Origin of the sequence: Streptomyces sp. NPDC001401, assembly GCF_042895385.1 — a bacterium.
Taxonomy (GTDB): Bacteria; Actinomycetota; Actinomycetes; order Streptomycetales; family Streptomycetaceae; genus Streptomyces.
In genome coordinates this window covers 61,050-76,330 of sequence record NZ_JBIAWI010000004.1, presented here as the reverse complement: position 1 = coordinate 76,330, position 15,281 = coordinate 61,050, and the positions used below count along the sequence as shown (strand labels likewise).

Below are 15,281 nucleotides of genomic sequence, written 5' to 3'. Positions count from 1 at the left end.
GTCAATTCCGGCGTTACGTCCGTACCGGCGTCACGTGCGTCTGGGGCGCGTGTACGCGCGCGCCACGCAGGGCGGGATCTCCGCGCTCTCCTCGTGCGAGCGGGCCCGGTACGAGCTCGGCGTCTCGCCCACCAGCTCGGTGAAACGGGCGCTGAAGGAGCCGAGGGAGGTGCAGCCGACCGCCATGCAGACCTCGGTGACGGTGAGGTCGCCGCGGCGCAGCAGGGTCTTGGCGCGTTCGATGCGGCGGGTCATGAGGTAGCTGTACGGGGTCTCGCCGTACGCCTCGCGGAAGCTGCGCTGGAAGTGGCCCGCCGACATCAGGGCGGTGCTCGCGAGGGCCGCCACGTCGAGGGGCTCGGCGTACTCGCGGTCCATGCGGTCGCGGGCTCGTCGCAGACGTACCAGATCCTCACGGTTCACCACGTCAGCATCGCACGACCGTCACGGGCCGGGCGCCGGGTCCTGGCATGTTCCTGGCATGCACTTTGCCTTGAGTTCGCCTGCCGTATGAAAGCGCTTGTTCCCATATGGGAATGGACCACATCACGTTCCTCGTGGCGGTCGTCATCGTCACGGCCCTGGCATTCGACTTCACCAACGGATTCCACGACACCGCCAACGCGATGGCCACATCCATCGCCACCGGCGCACTCAAGCCGAGAACAGCGGTGCTTGTGAGCGGAGTCCTCAATATCGTCGGTGCCTTCCTGTCCACCGAGGTCGCCAAGACGATCTCCGGCGGCATCGTTGACGACACCCTTGTCAGCCCGGGAATGATCTTCGCGGGGCTGGTCGGGGCGATCCTGTGGAACCTGCTGACCTGGCTGGTCGGACTGCCGTCGAGTTCGTCGCACGCTCTGTTCGGCGGCCTGATCGGCGCCGTCTGGGTCGGTGCGGGCTCCAACGGCGTCCACTTCGACAAGGTTGTCGAGAAGGTGCTGATCCCGGCGGTGGCCTCGCCGGTCGTGGCCGGTGTCGCGGCCCTGATCGCCACCTACCTCGCCTACAAGCTCACCGCCCGCGGCCGCAAGGACTCCGTCACCAAGGGCTTCCGGCTCGGCCAGATCGCCTCGGCCTCCCTCGTCTCCCTCGCGCACGGCACCAACGACGCGCAGAAGACCATGGGCATCATCACGCTGACCCTGATCTCGGCGGGCGCCCTCGGCCACGACGCCGGCCCGCCGGTCTGGGTGATCGCCTCGGCCGGTCTCGCCATCGGCCTCGGCACCTACATCGGCGGCTGGCGGATCATCCGCACCATGGGCAAGGGCCTGACCGAGATCCAGTCCCCGCAGGGCTTCGCCGCCGAGACGGCCTCCACGACGGTGATTCTGACCTCGGCCCACCTGGGCTTCGCCCTGTCCACCACTCAGGTCGCCTCCGGCTCCATCCTCGGCGCGGGCCTGGGCCGGCGCCTCGCGGAGGTGCGCTGGGGCGTCGCGGGCCGCATGGTCGCCGCCTGGCTGATCACGCTGCCCTCGGCCGCGCTGGTCGGCGGCATCTCCGCGGCCGCGGTCAAGCACGGCGGCAACTTCGGCACGGTCGTCGTCGCGCTGGTCGGTGCCGCCGTGGCCGCCGGCATCGTCCTCGTCTCGCGCCGCAACCCGGTGCACGCCAACAACGTCAACGACCACCACGAGGTCGCCGTCCGCACCGAGCCGCCGGCCCGCGTCGGCACGGCCGCCTGAAACACGGGGAGTCCGCATCATGAACCTCGACTGGAACGCACTCGGCCAGGTCACCGCGGTGAGCATCGGCGTCACCGTCGCCGTGGTCGTCGTCTTCGCTCTCGGAGTACTCGGCCTCGCCCGCTTCGATGGGGCGCGCGAGGATGGCGGCGGGACCTCCTCCCTCGGCCTCGCCCAGGCCGGCCTGTGCTTCCTCGCCTGCGCGGCCGTGGTGGCGTACGGGATCTATCTGATCGTGCCGCAGTTCCACTGAGCAGCGGGCAGTTCCACTGAGCATCGGAAGGACATCGGGATGACCACGCCACCCCTGCTGGCCGATCTGAAGGTCGACTACACCGACCCCGACGACCCCGTACTCATCCGCCCGGACGGCAGCCCGATCGACACCTGGCGGGAGAACTACCCGTACGGGCACCGCATGGAGCGCAAGGAATACGACTGGCACAAGCGGCTCCAGCAGATCGAACTGCTGAAGCTGCAGAGCTGGATCAAGGAGACCGGGCGCCGGCTCGTCATCGTCTTCGAGGGACGGGACGCGGCCGGCAAGGGCGGCACCATCAAACGGTTCACCGAGCACCTCAACCCGCGCGGCGCACGGGTGGTGGCGCTGGAGAAGCCGACCGAGCGCGAGCGCGGGCAGTGGTACTTCCAGCGCTACGTCGAACACCTGCCGACCGCGGGCGAGATAGTGCTGTTCGACCGCTCCTGGTACAACCGGGCGGGCGTCGAGCGGGTCATGGGCTTCTGCGCGGACGACGAGTACCGGCGCTTCATGCGCCAGGCGCCGCTGTTCGAGCGGATGCTCGCGGACGACGGCGTAGACCTGATCAAGTTCTGGTTCTCGGTCTCCCAGGGCGAACAGCGCACCCGCTTCACCATCCGTCAGGTCGACCCCGTACGGCAGTGGAAGCTCAGCCCCATGGACCTGGCCTCCCTCGACCGCTGGGACGACTACACCGCCGCGAAGGTCGCCATGTTCCGCGAGACGGACACGGAGCACTCGCCCTGGACGGTGGTCAAGAGCAACGACAAGAAACGCGCCCGCGTCGAGGCCATGCGCAGCGTGCTCGCCCGCTTCGACTACACCGACAAGGACGAGGAGGTCGTCGGCAGGCCTGATCCGCGGATCGTGGGTGCGGCGGCGGGGTTGTTGGAGGCGGGGGAGGACGATCACGAGGGGTTCGGGGGTCAATAGGGCGGACACGGCGGTCACGGCGGCCAGTAGGTACGTCAGGTACGGCAGGTACGTCGCAGGGGTCCGGAGATACGTCGAAGGGGTCCAGCCGGTTTTCGGCTGGACCCCTTCAGAATGCCCGTGGACCTGCGATGGTGCACCGATCGCCGGTCCCCGCGAACGGGTCGTTCGTCAGGCCTTCTTGGTCTCCCAGAAGATCTTGTCGATCTGGGCGATGTAGTCCAGAGCCTTCTGGCCCGTGGCCGGGTCGGTGGACGCCTTGGCGGCCGAGAGGGCCTTCAGGGCGTCGTTGACCAGCTGGTGCAGCTCCGGGTACTTCTCGAAGTGCGGGGGCTTGAAGTAGTCGCTCCAGAGCACCGAGACGTGGTGCTTGGCGAGCTCGGCGCGCTGCTCCTTGATGACGGTGGCGCGCGCCTGGAAGTGCGGGTCGTCGTTGGCGGCCATCTTTTCCTGTACGGCCTTCACCGACTCCGCCTCGATGCGGGCCTGGGCCGGGTCGTACACACCGCAGGGCAGGTCGCAGTGTGCGCTGACCTTGACCTTGGGGGCAAACAGGCGGGAAAGCATGGAGCATTCCTTCCTCGTGATCGTCTTCTCAGGTGGGACATTACTCCCTGGGAGAGGGGATTTCGCGAGTGCCCCCATGGGCTTAGGACAAAAGTCCGGGGTCAGACTGAGACTGGTGGAGGATCGGACCGGGGAGGTGCCGGGGATGCCGGAGCTGTCGCAGGAGATCGAGCGCGGGCGGGCGCTGCTGCCCTTCGGGGCGGCAGAGGTGACCGGGCCGTCCATGGTGCCCACGCTCCACCACGGGGACCGGCTCGTGGTGCAGTACGGGGCCCGGATCAGGCCCGGTGACGTGGTCGTCCTGCGGCATCCGTTCCAGCAGGACCTGCTGGTCGTCAAGCGGGCCGCCGAGCGCCGCGAGGGCGGCTGGTGGGTGCTCGGCGACAACGCCTACGCGGGCGGCGACAGCACGGACTACGGGACCGTCCCGGAGGAGCTGGTGCTCGGCAAGGTGCGCTTTCGATACCGGCCGCCGAAGGCGGATCAGCGCTCGCCGTTCGCGCTCGCGCGCTGGGCGCTGTCGGCCGCGAGGCCCGTCCTGTCGGACCGGTCGGCCTCCAGGCGCTTGCGGGCGCGGTAGGCCGCCACGTTGGCGCGGGTCGCGCAGCGGTCGGAGCAGTAGCGCCGGGAGCGGTTCGTCGAGGTGTCCAGGTAGGCGTTGCGGCATGGCGGCGCCTCGCACAGGCCCAGCCGGTCGACGCCGTACTCCGTGAGGTGGAAGGCCAGTCCCATCGCGGCGATGGCCGCATAGCCGGCGGTCGCGTTCGACGGGTGGTCCGCCAGGTGCATGTGCCACAGCGGGCGGCCGTCGTCGTCGCGGATGTCGTGGCCCGAGATCTGCGGGCTGACCGGGAACTCCAGCAGGAGTGAGTTCAGCAGGTCCACCGCGAGTGTCTCGTCGCCCTTGTCGGCCGCCTCGAAGACCGCGCGCAGCCGGGCCCTGACCGAGCGGAAGCGGGTGACATCGGCGTCGGTGGCGCGGCGGGCCGCCGACGCGTTGCCGCCGAACAGATCGCGGACGGCCTCGACCGAGGTCAGGGTGTCCTTGCCCCGGGCCGGTTCCTCGCTGTTGACGAGTCGTACGGCGTAGTCCGAGTAATAGGCCAGTTCCACTTGTGGTCCTTACGAAGGCGCTCTATGGTCGTGGGTGCGAAGAGGTAACGACTGCCTGTACTTCCAGGGTATTACGCGGGTGAGGGAAGAGGGGATTCCATGACCGCCACGACCGGAACCGGTACGACGGGAACAGACTGGCAGGCCTGGCAGGAGAGCTGGGACCGGCAACAGGAGTGGTACATGCCGGACCGCGAGGAGCGGTTCCGCATCATGCTCGACATGGTCGAGGCCTGCGTCGGGTCCGAGCCGCGCATCCTCGACCTCGCCTGCGGCACCGGCAGCATCACAGGCCGTCTGCTGGCCCGATTCCCGAACGCCACCAGCACCGGGATCGACCTCGACCCCGCTCTGCTCGCCATCGCCCGCGGCACCTTCGAGGGCGACGGCCGGGTCACCTTCGTCGAGGCCGACCTCAAGGACCCGGACTGGCCGACGCGGCTGCCGTACGAGACGTACGACGCGGTTCTCACCGCCACGGCCCTCCATTGGCTGCACAGCGAGCCCCTCGCGGTCCTTTACGGTCAGGTCGCGGAACTCGTCCGCGACGGCGGCGTCTTCATGAACGCCGACCACATGATCGACGAGACCACACCCCGGATCAACGCGGCGGAGCGCGCACAGCGGCACGCCCGCATGGATCAGGCCATGCGGGGCGGAGCCCTGGACTGGGCGGAGTGGTGGCAACTCGCCGCCAAGGACCCGGTCCTCGCCGGCCCCACGGCCCGTCGCTTCGAGATCTACGGCGAGCACGCGGACGGGGACATGCCGTCGGTGCAGTGGCACGCGCGGGTGCTGCGGGAGAAGGGGTTCGGGGAGGCTCGGGCGGTGTGGTGTTCGCCGGCGGACACGTTGTTGCTCGGCCTGAAGTAGCGCTGACGCGAGGAACGCCCGAATTCTTGGCGTTGCCGAGGTCAAGGGTGGGTCGGGACGTTCCGCCCCCTCAACTCCCTCTGGAGTCCGTCGTGGCATGCGTTTGGTCGCATGAGATGATCAATGCGACCAACACAACTCGGCCGCGAGAGCGGAGAGTAGAACGGATTCAAGTTGAATCGCTTCATTCAAATCGGGGTCCGGCTGGCGTGTGCTGCCGGAGTCATTTCCACTGTCTTTCTCGGGGCTCCGAGCGCATCGGCAGCCAGCGGGGGAGGCTGCTCTACGTATGTCGACGGCAGCGCAGGCCCTCGTGGGCAGTACGTGGACATCAAGACGTGCCTCAAGTCGCCCCGGCGCACGATCGGTCGGCCCAGCGCGTACATCACCCTTCGCCAGGGGCACCCGGCCTGCAAGATTCACGTTTATGTCCTCAGGACCGGTGGCTCGAGGGTGATGTCCAAGAAGGTTCACACGTGTCCGCGAGGAACGACGCGGATGAAGCAGTTCACAGCGCCTGACTTCAAGGTCACGTCGCACCATGACGGCGAAGCCTACGCGACGTATACGTCGATCCAGTGGGCCACGGGCGAAGGGACACTGCCTTACCGAAGCCCCTGGCTGAGGCTCCCCTGAGCCTTCGAGGTTCGCTGTTTACGAATAAGGGGCGGTACGGATCCTGGATCCGTACCGCCCCTTCCCCTTGGTGGGCTACAGCACCTTCGACAGGAACGACTTCGTGCGTTCGTGTCGAGGGTTCGTCAGGACCTCGCGAGGGTGGCCGGACTCGACCACCACTCCGTCGTCCATGAAGACGAGCGAGTCGCCGACCTCGCGGGCGAAGCCCATCTCGTGCGTCACGACGATCATCGTCATGCCGTCCTCCGCGAGGTCCCGCATCACGTCGAGGACCTCGCCGACCAGCTCCGGGTCGAGGGCCGAGGTCGGCTCGTCGAAGAGCATCAGCTTGGGCTCCATCGCCAGCGCACGGGCGATGGCGACGCGCTGCTGCTGACCGCCGGAGAGCTGGGACGGGTAGTGGCCGGTCTTGTCGCCGAGGCCGACGCGGTCGAGCAGGCGCTGCGCGCGCTCGCGGGCCACCGCCTTGGACTCGCGCTTGACCTGAACCGGTGCCTCCATGACGTTCTCCAGCGCCGTCATGTGCGGGAAGAGGTTGAAGCGCTGGAACACCATGCCGATGTCCCGCCGTTGCGCCGCGACCTCCTTCTCCTTCAGCTCGTAGAGCTTGTCGCCGCTCTGCCGGTAGCCGACCAGGGTGTTGTCGACGTACAGCCGGCCGGCGCTGATCTTCTCCAGGTGGTTGATGCACCGCAGGAACGTGGACTTGCCGGAGCCGGACGGGCCGATCAGGCAGAACACCTCGCGCGGGTTCACCTCCAGGTCGATGCCCTTGAGGATATGGGCGAGACCGAAGGACTTGTGTACGCCCTCGGCTTTCACCATTGGGGTCATGGGTTATCGCCGCCAGTTGGAGAGGGAGAACAAGTTCATCTTGGTCACGTTGGCTCTGACCTTCTGCAACGGCGTCGCCGGCAGGTTGCGCGACGAACCGCGGGCGTAACGGCGTTCGATGTAGTACTGGCCGATGCTGAAGATCGTGGTCAGGAACAGGTACCAGATGCATGCCACGAAGTACATCTCGACGACCGCCAGCGAGGTGCTGGAGATGTCCTGTGCCTTCTTGATCAGCTCGGGCAGCTGGACCGAGTAGGCCAGCGCCGAGGTCTTCAGCATGTTGATGAACTCGTTGCCGGTCGGCGGGACGATGACCCGCATCGCCTGCGGGAGGATCACGCGCCGCAGTGTCTGGCCGTGGGTCATGCCCAGGGCGTGCGACGCCTCCGTCTGGCCCTCGTCGACCGACTGGATGCCGGCCCGGACGATCTCCGACATGTACGCGGCCTCGTTCAGGCCGAGCCCCAGCAGGGCCGTCAGGACCGGCGTCATCACCTGGTTCATCTCGTCCTTGTAGAACCCCAGGTTCAGGATGGGGAAGACGAGCGAGATGTTGTACCAGAGCAGCAGCTGGACCAGGACCGGCGTGCCCCGGAAGAACCAGATGTAGAACCAGGACACGGTGCTGGTGACCGGGTTCGACGACAGCCGCATCACGGCGAGGACGATGCCGAGGGAGACACCCAGCACCATGGCCAGCACGGAGATGTACAGCGTCGTCCAGGCACCCTTCACGATGCCCGCGTCGAACAGGTAGTCCGGGATGACGCTGTAGTTGATCTTCGCGTTGGAGAAGGCGATCCCGATCAGCACCAGAAGGGCGACGACCACGGCGCCGGCCACCCAGCGGCCGTAGTGGCGCACCGGGATGGCCTTTATCTGCTCCGGCGGCACAGACGGCGCCGGAGCCTTGTCGACAGTGTCAGTCACGGTGACTGCCTTTCAATCCTGCGCTCGGCTCAGGAACCGCCGTTGATCTTCGCTTCGGTCACCGCGCCGTCCGTGACATTCCACTTCTGCATGATCTTGGTGTAGTCGCCGTTCTTGATGATCGCGCTCATCGCGGCCTCGAGGGCGTCGCGCAGCTGGGTGTTCTCCTTGCCGACGGCGATGCCGTACGGACCCGCCTCGATTTGTGCGCCGGTGACCTCGAAGTCCTTGCCGCCACCGGAGGTCTTCGCGTTGTACGCCGCCACCGGGAAGTCGTTCAGGTCGGCGACGGACGCGCCCTGCTTCAGACGGAGCAGCGCCTCGGGGTCGGTGTCGAAGGTCTGCAGGTTGATGGCCTTCTTGCCGTCCTTCGTACACTTCTTGCTCTGCGTCTTGGCGATGCCCTCGGACGTGGTGCCCTTCTGCAGGGCCACGACCTTGCCGCACAGGTCGTCGAGCGACTTGATGCCCTTCGGGTTGCCCTTCTGGACCAGGATCGACGTACCGGCCGTGAAGTAGTCGACGAAGTCGACACCGTTGCCGACCTTCTGGCCGTTGTCGGAGTTGATGCCGTTCTGGCGGTCCTTCGTGTCGCTCATCGCCGACATGAGCACCTGGAAGCGCTTGGCCTGCAGACCCACGATCAGGTTGTCGAACTTGCCGTTCTGGAACTCGAACTTCACCCCGAGCTGCTTGCCCAGGGCGTCCGCTATGTCCGGGTCGATGCCGACGGCCTTGTCGTTCTGCATGAACTCGACCGGCGGGTAGGCGATGTCGGAGCCCACCTTGATGACGCCCGCCTTGCGGATGTCGGCAGGAAGCTTGGAGGCGAGGGGGGCCGAGGACGTGCCCGCGCTGCTGCTGTCGCTGCTGCCCTTGTCCGTCTGGTCACCGCAGCCGGTGAGTATCAGGGCGCCTGCGACCGCGATCGCACCGACCGCTGCCAGACGGGTGCGTGCGGCGGTCGTACGACGGGTGGAGCTTGCGGTCATTTGGGTTCCTCCGGCGGATGGGTGGAGTTGCCGATCGGTCGACGAGAACACACACCTTCGAGTGGTCGCGACCTCGTGTGTTCACCGCATCCTGCCATTCGGACTCGTCCGTTCAGGGGACCCGTCATGTCAAAATCGGATAACGGGTGACCCCCGAACCGCACCAGGTCGGTACAACATGACCGGACCATCTGCGGGAATCCGGCCTTCCGGCCGGAAGATCTTCGACGTATCTCGGGATGCGGACCTGCGCTCCGAGGTGTTGATCACTGTTCGGCTGCCGGTCAAGGGTTTGTCGAGGATTCGTCGAGGACGTGTCCCTATATTTCGGGACGATCCTTGTGGCCGAGATGTGACCTTCGGGTTCCGCGATGTGACCTTGCACTTATTGGACTCGTCCTCGGCCCGGTGCGTCCGGTAAGAAGGTTCTTTACACCCCTCATCCGGGGCTCAGGGCGCGTGTGCGGCGCGCCCGTCGCGCAGGACCCGTACGCAACACCGACCGGGACTGACGCGGTGCCCGCCCACCCCTCACCAGGAGTGGCCACCCTCAACCAATGAAGACTTAAGGGGTAAAACAAAGTGGCAGCGGAGATCGTCAATCCTCGCAGCGACAGCAGTACGGATCAGGACGGCGGGGCGGAGCCCCTCGATTCCTTCGATCCGGCGTTCGCGCTGCACCGCGGCGGCAAGATGGCTGTGCAGGCCACCGTGCCGGTCCGTGACAAGGACGACCTGTCCCTGGCGTACACGCCCGGCGTTGCGAAGGTGTGCAGCGCCATCGCCGAGCAGCCGGAGCTCGTCCACGACTACACGTGGAAGTCGTCGGTCGTCGCCGTCGTGACGGACGGCACGGCGGTGCTCGGACTCGGGGACATCGGCCCCGAGGCCTCCCTTCCGGTGATGGAAGGCAAGGCGATTCTGTTCAAGCAGTTCGGCGGCGTCGACGCCGTGCCGATCGCGCTCGACTGCACGGGTGTCGACGAGATCGTCGAGACCGTGGTGCGGCTCGCGCCCTCGTTCGGCGGTGTCAACCTCGAGGACATCTCGGCACCGCGGTGCTTCGAGATCGAGCGGAAGCTGCAGGAGCGGCTGGACATCCCGGTCTTCCACGACGACCAGCACGGTACGGCGGTCGTGACGCTGGCGGCCCTGCGGAACGCTGCGCGGCTGAGCGGGCGGGCCATCGGGGATCTGCGGGCCGTCATCTCCGGTGCGGGCGCGGCCGGTGTCGCCATCGCCAAGATGCTGGTCGAGGCCGGTATCGGCGATGTCGCGGTGGCCGACCGCAAGGGTGTTGTGTCGGCCGACCGGGACGACCTGACGTCCGTCAAGCGGGAGCTCGCCGGGTTCACGAACAAGGCCGGCATCACCGGGTCGCTCGAGGCGGCTCTGGAGGGTGCGGACGTCTTCATCGGCGTCTCCGGCGGTACGGTCGCCGAGGAGGCCGTCGCCTCGATGGCCGAGGGCGCGTTCGTGTTCGCCATGGCCAACCCGAACCCCGAGGTGCACCCCGATGTCGCGCACAAGTACGCGGCGGTCGTGGCCACCGGGCGGTCGGACTTCCCGAACCAGATCAACAACGTGCTGGCGTTCCCGGGCATCTTCGCGGGCGCGCTGCAGGTGCGGGCGTCCCGGATCACCGAGGGCATGAAGATCGCGGCGGCTGAGGCGCTGGCGGGGGTCGTCGGGGACGACCTCGCTGCGGACTACGTCATCCCGTCGCCGTTCGATGAGCGGGTTGCTCCGGCTGTCACGGCGGCTGTGGCGGCTGCGGCTCGGGCTGAGGGTGTTGCTCGGCGCTGACGTGCTGTCGGCTGAATGGCCCCGTCCGTTTTTGGGCGGGGCCATTTCTTTGCCCATCCGCCCTGCGGGTGGGTGGGGGTTGCCGGCTCTGGGGGCTGTGCCCCAGAGCCCCGTTCGGCCCGAAAGGCCTCGTCCTCAAACGCCGGACGGGCTGAGAGGCAAGAGGGTGTGTGTCACAGGGCCTTATGGTTCCGTCGGGCCAGGGGGACGCCTATGGTCAACTTCATGTTCGCCGTCTACGCCGCCCGAATCGACCGCGACCAGCCGCTCAACGGCCTTGAACTGGGGGAGCGTCCGGCCCCCGAGACCCGGCCCGGCTGGAGTGTCGTCGACGTCAAGGCCGCTTCCCTCAACCACCACGACCTCTGGTCCCTCAAGGGCGTGGGCCTGTCCGAGGACAAACTGCCGATGATCCTCGGCTGCGACGCCGCCGGGGTCGACGAGGACGGCAACGAGGTCGTCCTGCACTCCGTGATCGGCCAGAGCGGTCACGGCGTCGGCCCCAAGGAACCCCGGTCCATCCTCACCGAGCACTACCAGGGCACCTTCGCCGAGCAGGTCGCCGTCCCGACCTGGAACATCCTGCCCAAGCCCAAGGAGCTCTCCTTCGCGGAGGCCGCCTGTCTGCCGACCGCCTGGCTGACGGCGTACCGCATGCTCTTCACCAACTCGGGCGTACGTCCCGGCGACTCGGTTCTCGTGCAGGGCGCCGGCGGCGGTGTCGCGACGGCCGCGATCGTTCTCGGGAAGGCGGCGGGGCTGCGGGTCTTCGCCACCAGCCGGGACGAGGCCAAGCGGAAGCGGGCCGTGGAACTGGGTGCCGTAGAGGCGCTGGAGTCCGGGGCGCGGCTGCCGCAGCGTGTCGACGCCGTCATCGAGACTGTCGGGGCGGCGACGTGGTCGCACTCGATCAAGTCCCTGCGCCCCGGCGGCACGCTCGTCATCTCGGGTGCGACGAGCGGTGACCGGCCCTCGCATGCCGAACTGACCCGCATCTTCTTCCTCGAACTCAAGGTCGTCGGCTCCACGATGGGCACCAAGGACGAGCTGGAGGACCTGCTCTCCTTCTGCGCCGCCACCGGCGTACGCCCCGTCATCGACGAGGTGCTGCCGATGGACCGCGCGCGGGAAGGCTTCGAACGGATGGCGTCCGGGGAGCAGTTCGGAAAGATCGTGCTCACCAACGACTGAGGGTTTCCCTCTCTTTTCCCTGCCCTGCCCTTCGACGAGCGGCCCGTCGGCTCTCACACCCTCGGCGTGCGCAGTATCGCTCCGATGTGTGCCGCCGCCGTCGACAGATGGCGGCGGGCGTCGCGGAGCTGTTCGTCCGTGACGCCGTGGTCCCGGGCCGCGTCGCGGATGTCGTCCCGGAAGCGGTCGAGCAGGCGGTCGAGGTCGCGGGACGGGTCTCCGGTGGTGTCCTCGTGTGCCCACGACGGTTCGTACTCCGCCGGGAAGTCCTCCTTGGTGTGCGAGTACTCGGGCTGCGGTGCCGAGGTGTCGGTGCCGCCCCGTCCGAACCCGAAGTCCTTCCCGAACCCCTTGCCGAAGTCCTTCCCGAAGTCCCCGAACTCCTTGGCCAGTTCGGTCAGGCCCTCCCGCACCCCCGTCGGCCAGTCGCCCCGCGCGAAGTGGTCCTGCACCTGCTCCTGAACGTGCCTGGCGATGCGCTGCAGCTCCTCCTGCGCCTGGGCCCGGGCCCGCTCCTGCGCCTCCTTGGCCTGGCGCCGGGCCCGCTGGGCCTCGTCGCGGGCCCTGCGGCTCTCGTCCTTGGCGCGCCGGGCCTGCTCCTTCCACTCCTGCTTGACGCGCCGCATCTCCTCCTTCGCGGCGCGCCAGGACTCCTTGTCGGCGTACTCCCCGAAGTCCCCCAGGGAGCCTTCCTGTTCGCCGCGCCCCTTGCCGCCGGTACCCCGACGGGCCTCCGTGGCCGCGGCGCGCATCTCGCGCCGCAGATCGCCCGCGGCGCCGCGCACATCGGCCCGGATCTCGGCGGCGAGTTCCGCGACCGACTCCCGGATCTCCAGCTCCAGGTCGGCCAGCTCGCCGCTGCGGTCGGCCAGTTCGGCGCGGCCCGTGTCCGTGATGGCGTACACCTTGCGGCCGCCCTCGGTGGTGTGGGTGACCAGGCCCTCGGCCTCGAGCTTGGCCAGGCGGGGGTAGACGGTGCCCGCCGAAGGTGCGTACAGCCCCTGGAACCGCTCCTCGAGGAGGCGGATCACCTCGTAGCCGTGGCGCGGAGCCTCGTCCAGCAGCTTCAGCAGGTAGAGGCGGAGGCGGCCGTGGGCGAAGACGGGAGGCATGTCAGAGCACCTTCTTGTCGGTCGTGCCGTCGGCCGGGTCGTCGGTCGAGTCGTCGTCCTGGCCGGAAACGGAATTGTCCCCCGAGCCGTTGTGCGGTCCGTCCGCCGGGGTGCTCGCCGGGTCGGCCTCCGCGGCCGTCTCCGAACCCGCCGGAGCCGCGTCCTCGACCACGGGGCCGATGTCCTCCGGCTCCACGTCCCACGGCTCCTCCTCCACCGGGGGCCGTCGCAGCAGGGCTATCGAGCCCGAGACCGTCGTCGCCTTGAGGCTTCCGCTGCCCGAGCCGAGCCGGCCGGTGATCCTCTTGGCGCCCCACTGGCCGCTGACCCGCAGATCCTCGAAGGCGTTGGAGACCGTCCCGCTCGCGGTGTTCGCCTCCACCTCCGCATCCGCCGGGTGAGGCAGCCGGATGGCGATCTCGCCGGAGACGTTCGCCAGGACGATGTCGGTCGGGCGGCTCGCCGGATCGAGGTCGACGATCATCGAGCCGCTCACCGAGTCCGCCTTGACCGAGGAGCCCGCCTCGACCACCGTCAGATCCCCGGAGACGGAGTTGAAACGGAGGTCGCCGCGCAGGGCCTGCGCCTCCAGGTTCCCCGAGACGGTGTCGGCGCGCACCGGGCCCGTCAGCCCCACCAGGGTCGTATCCCCGGTGACCCCCTTCACCTCCGTACGCCCGTCGATTCCGGAGACCACGGCCGCGGCGCCGACCACGCCGACCTCCACGCGCGTGTCGGCCGGGACGGCGAGGGAGACGACGGCACTGCGCCGCCACCCCTTGCGGTCGAGCCACTTGAGGAAGCCCTTCCACGGCAGGTCGTCGTACGCAACCGTGAGTGTGCCGCCCTGCTGGCTCACCAGCAGAGGTGGTCCCTCGATCGCGGAGACCTCCAGTCGGGCGGAACCTTCGTCCGTGCCCACCACGTTCACCGTTCCGTTGACGATGCGTACGTGGAGCTCGCGCACGGGATTGTCGAAGGTGAGCTTCCGCGGCTCAGCGACAGACCACTCGGACATGGTGCAGACCTCCCCGTCACAACGCGCCATATCGCGTTCTCTCCAATTCACGATATATCGCGGACGGGGAAAGTCAAGACACTCGTTCTGTGATCTCCAAGGCCTCAGAAATGACCAAAGCGGTCGAACCGCCCTAGCGTGTGGTCATGTCGAACGTCGGTGCCCTGCTCCTGTGCCGGGCGCAGCCCGAGTCCGTCGCCCCCGCCGCCCGTCTGCTGCGCGACCGCATGCTGCTCACCCCGGCCGGCGACGCCTGGAGCCTGCTCCTCCCCGAGGGCGGGCCCTGGCTTCAGGGCGGCGAACCCGTCGACCGCGTCCTGACCGGCTGGGCCGCCGCTCTCGCCGTCGGCGCCCCCTGGCCCGTACTCGCCCTGTGGTGGGACGCCGACCGCGCCGGCTTCACCCTTGCGTCGGGCTTCCGTCGACCCGTCGGCTACGTCTGGCTCGCGAACGGCACCCCGGCCGCGGAGGACGAGGCGGTGCGCACGTTCGCGGCCCGCCTGGGCCTGGACCCGGTCCTCGACGTACAGGCCCTGGACCGCCTCACGAAACCCGACCCCGAGGCCGATGCCCGCGCCCGCCTGCGCGCCCTGATCGCCGTCCTCACGCGCGCGGGAGTGTCCCTCCCCGACGGCGTCACCCCGGGCGATCCCGCCGACCGCCTCCATGAGGCCGCGCACGCCCTGCCGGACGCCCGCCCGGTCGAGTGGCCGGGTTGGCGCGAGGCGGTACGGGCGGAACTCGCCGCCGCCGAGAGCAGCCGCCTCGGCCCGTGGCTGCCCCGGTCAGGAACGTCACGGGCGCCCGCTCTGGCCCTGGCCCAGGTGGCGGCCGGGCTCCCGCTCACGGCATGGGGTCTGTGGCGCCGCAGCGGCGGCTGGACCGCGGCCGGGGTGCTGCTGCTGGCGCACGGGGCGCTGGGACTGGCGTACGAACTGATGTGGCCGTGGGACTGAGGGCCGCGCCCGGCAGCCGGAGTGCTACTCGTCGTCCTCGTCGTCCAGCCGCGCCAGCCATGTCGCGAGCCGCTCCACCGGAACCTCGAAGTCCGGGTTGAGGTCGACGAACGTGCGCAGCTGCTCGGCAAGCCACTCGAAGGTGACCTCTTCCTCGCCGCGCCGCTTCTCGAGTTCTTCGATGCCTCGATCGGTGAAGTACATGCCCTCAAGGATAAGTGCGCGCAAACGGCCGGGGCGCCCCCCCCCCCGGGGGGGGGGCCCCCCCGCCCCCCCCCCCCCCCACCCGTAACCCCCCAAAAAACAAACCAACAACAACAACACCACCCGCGCGGGGCGCGGCGCCGCACCCCCCCCCCCC

17 protein-coding genes are annotated in these 15,281 nt (G+C 68.5%); 8 read left to right on the top strand and 9 right to left on the bottom strand.

Annotated elements, in window-relative coordinates; all coding sequences use genetic code 11:
- Positions 1-30: 30 nt before the first annotated feature.
- Positions 31-423 carry a helix-turn-helix transcriptional regulator gene (locus tag ACFY10_RS15610; RefSeq protein ID WP_390665653.1) on the bottom strand — a complete coding sequence of 131 codons (393 nt, stop codon included), beginning with the start codon at positions 421-423 and terminating at the stop codon, positions 31-33.
- 113 nt (positions 424-536) lie between these two features.
- Between ACFY10_RS15610 and ACFY10_RS15605 the strand changes: the two genes are divergently transcribed.
- Genes ACFY10_RS15605 through ppk2 form a run of 3 tightly spaced genes read left to right on the top strand, consistent with a single transcriptional unit; the run spans position 537 to position 2,886 of the window.
- Positions 537-1,691, top strand: coding sequence for an anion permease (locus ACFY10_RS15605; RefSeq protein ID WP_390665652.1), 1,155 nt, complete (start codon positions 537-539; stop codon positions 1,689-1,691).
- Positions 1,692-1,710: 19 nt separating this feature from the next.
- Positions 1,711-1,944 (top strand): hypothetical protein, encoded by a 234-nt coding sequence (locus ACFY10_RS15600; RefSeq protein ID WP_390665651.1) that lies wholly within the window; start codon positions 1,711-1,713, stop codon positions 1,942-1,944.
- 39 nt (positions 1,945-1,983) lie between these two features.
- On the top strand, positions 1,984-2,886 hold the full coding sequence (ppk2, locus tag ACFY10_RS15595) for a polyphosphate kinase 2 (RefSeq protein ID WP_390665650.1): 903 nt from the start codon (positions 1,984-1,986) through the stop codon (positions 2,884-2,886).
- Between the two features lie 171 nt (positions 2,887-3,057).
- On the opposite strand, the gene sodN is transcribed toward ppk2, so the two are convergent.
- Complete coding sequence (gene sodN, locus ACFY10_RS15590; protein WP_020123534.1) at positions 3,058-3,453, bottom strand: superoxide dismutase, Ni; 396 nt, start codon at positions 3,451-3,453, stop codon at positions 3,058-3,060.
- Between the two features lie 145 nt (positions 3,454-3,598).
- Between sodN and sodX the strand changes: the two genes are divergently transcribed.
- Positions 3,599-4,033: a nickel-type superoxide dismutase maturation protease gene (sodX, locus tag ACFY10_RS15585; protein ID WP_390666171.1), complete on the top strand. Its 435-nt coding sequence runs from the start codon at positions 3,599-3,601 to the stop codon at positions 4,031-4,033.
- Here the strand turns inward: sodX and ACFY10_RS15580 are convergent.
- Positions 3,937-4,566 (bottom strand): CGNR zinc finger domain-containing protein, encoded by a 630-nt coding sequence (locus ACFY10_RS15580; protein ID WP_390665649.1) that lies wholly within the window; start codon positions 4,564-4,566, stop codon positions 3,937-3,939. The genes sodX and ACFY10_RS15580 overlap by 97 nt on opposite strands.
- Positions 4,567-4,665: 99 nt before the next feature.
- On the opposite strand from ACFY10_RS15580, the gene ACFY10_RS15575 reads away from it, so the two are divergent.
- The gene (locus tag ACFY10_RS15575; RefSeq protein WP_390665648.1) at positions 4,666-5,439 is read left to right on the top strand and encodes a class I SAM-dependent methyltransferase; all 774 of its coding nucleotides are present in this window, start codon (positions 4,666-4,668) and stop codon (positions 5,437-5,439) included.
- A gap of 711 nt (positions 5,440-6,150) precedes the next feature.
- Here the strand turns inward: ACFY10_RS15575 and ACFY10_RS15570 are convergent.
- From ACFY10_RS15570 to ACFY10_RS15560, 3 genes are read right to left on the bottom strand one after another with little or no spacing between them, the layout of a single operon-like run.
- Positions 6,151-6,903 carry an amino acid ABC transporter ATP-binding protein gene (locus ACFY10_RS15570; RefSeq protein ID WP_390665647.1) on the bottom strand — a complete coding sequence of 251 codons (753 nt, stop codon included), beginning with the start codon at positions 6,901-6,903 and terminating at the stop codon, positions 6,151-6,153.
- A gap of 12 nt (positions 6,904-6,915) precedes the next feature.
- The gene (locus tag ACFY10_RS15565; RefSeq protein WP_390665646.1) at positions 6,916-7,845 is read right to left on the bottom strand and encodes an amino acid ABC transporter permease; all 930 of its coding nucleotides are present in this window, start codon (positions 7,843-7,845) and stop codon (positions 6,916-6,918) included.
- 29 nt (positions 7,846-7,874) lie between these two features.
- Positions 7,875-8,837, bottom strand: coding sequence for an ABC transporter substrate-binding protein (locus tag ACFY10_RS15560; RefSeq protein WP_390665645.1), 963 nt, complete (start codon positions 8,835-8,837; stop codon positions 7,875-7,877).
- 582 nt (positions 8,838-9,419) lie between these two features.
- On the opposite strand from ACFY10_RS15560, the gene ACFY10_RS15555 reads away from it, so the two are divergent.
- Together ACFY10_RS15555 and ACFY10_RS15550 are read left to right on the top strand one after the other, a co-directional pair.
- Entirely contained in the window at positions 9,420-10,643 is a 1,224-nt protein-coding gene (locus ACFY10_RS15555) for an NADP-dependent malic enzyme (protein WP_390665644.1), read from the top strand.
- A gap of 225 nt (positions 10,644-10,868) precedes the next feature.
- On the top strand, positions 10,869-11,834 hold the full coding sequence (locus ACFY10_RS15550; protein WP_390665643.1) for a zinc-binding dehydrogenase: 966 nt from the start codon (positions 10,869-10,871) through the stop codon (positions 11,832-11,834).
- A gap of 53 nt (positions 11,835-11,887) precedes the next feature.
- Here ACFY10_RS15550 and ACFY10_RS15545 read toward each other — a convergent pair whose 3' ends face one another.
- A complete protein-coding gene (locus ACFY10_RS15545; RefSeq protein ID WP_390665642.1) occupies positions 11,888-12,946 on the bottom strand; it encodes a helix-turn-helix transcriptional regulator in 1,059 nt (352 codons plus the stop codon).
- A gap of 1 nt (position 12,947) precedes the next feature.
- Entirely contained in the window at positions 12,948-13,964 is a 1,017-nt protein-coding gene (locus ACFY10_RS15540) for a DUF4097 domain-containing protein (RefSeq protein ID WP_390665641.1), read from the bottom strand.
- A 146-nt stretch (positions 13,965-14,110) separates the two neighbouring features.
- Here ACFY10_RS15540 and ACFY10_RS15535 point away from each other — a divergent pair, with 146 nt between their 5' ends.
- Complete coding sequence (locus tag ACFY10_RS15535) at positions 14,111-14,920, top strand: hypothetical protein (protein WP_390665640.1); 810 nt, start codon at positions 14,111-14,113, stop codon at positions 14,918-14,920.
- Positions 14,921-14,944: 24 nt separating this feature from the next.
- Here ACFY10_RS15535 and ACFY10_RS15530 read toward each other — a convergent pair whose 3' ends face one another.
- The gene (locus ACFY10_RS15530) at positions 14,945-15,124 is read right to left on the bottom strand and encodes a DUF6104 family protein (RefSeq protein WP_003992906.1); all 180 of its coding nucleotides are present in this window, start codon (positions 15,122-15,124) and stop codon (positions 14,945-14,947) included.
- Positions 15,125-15,281 lie beyond the last annotated feature (157 nt).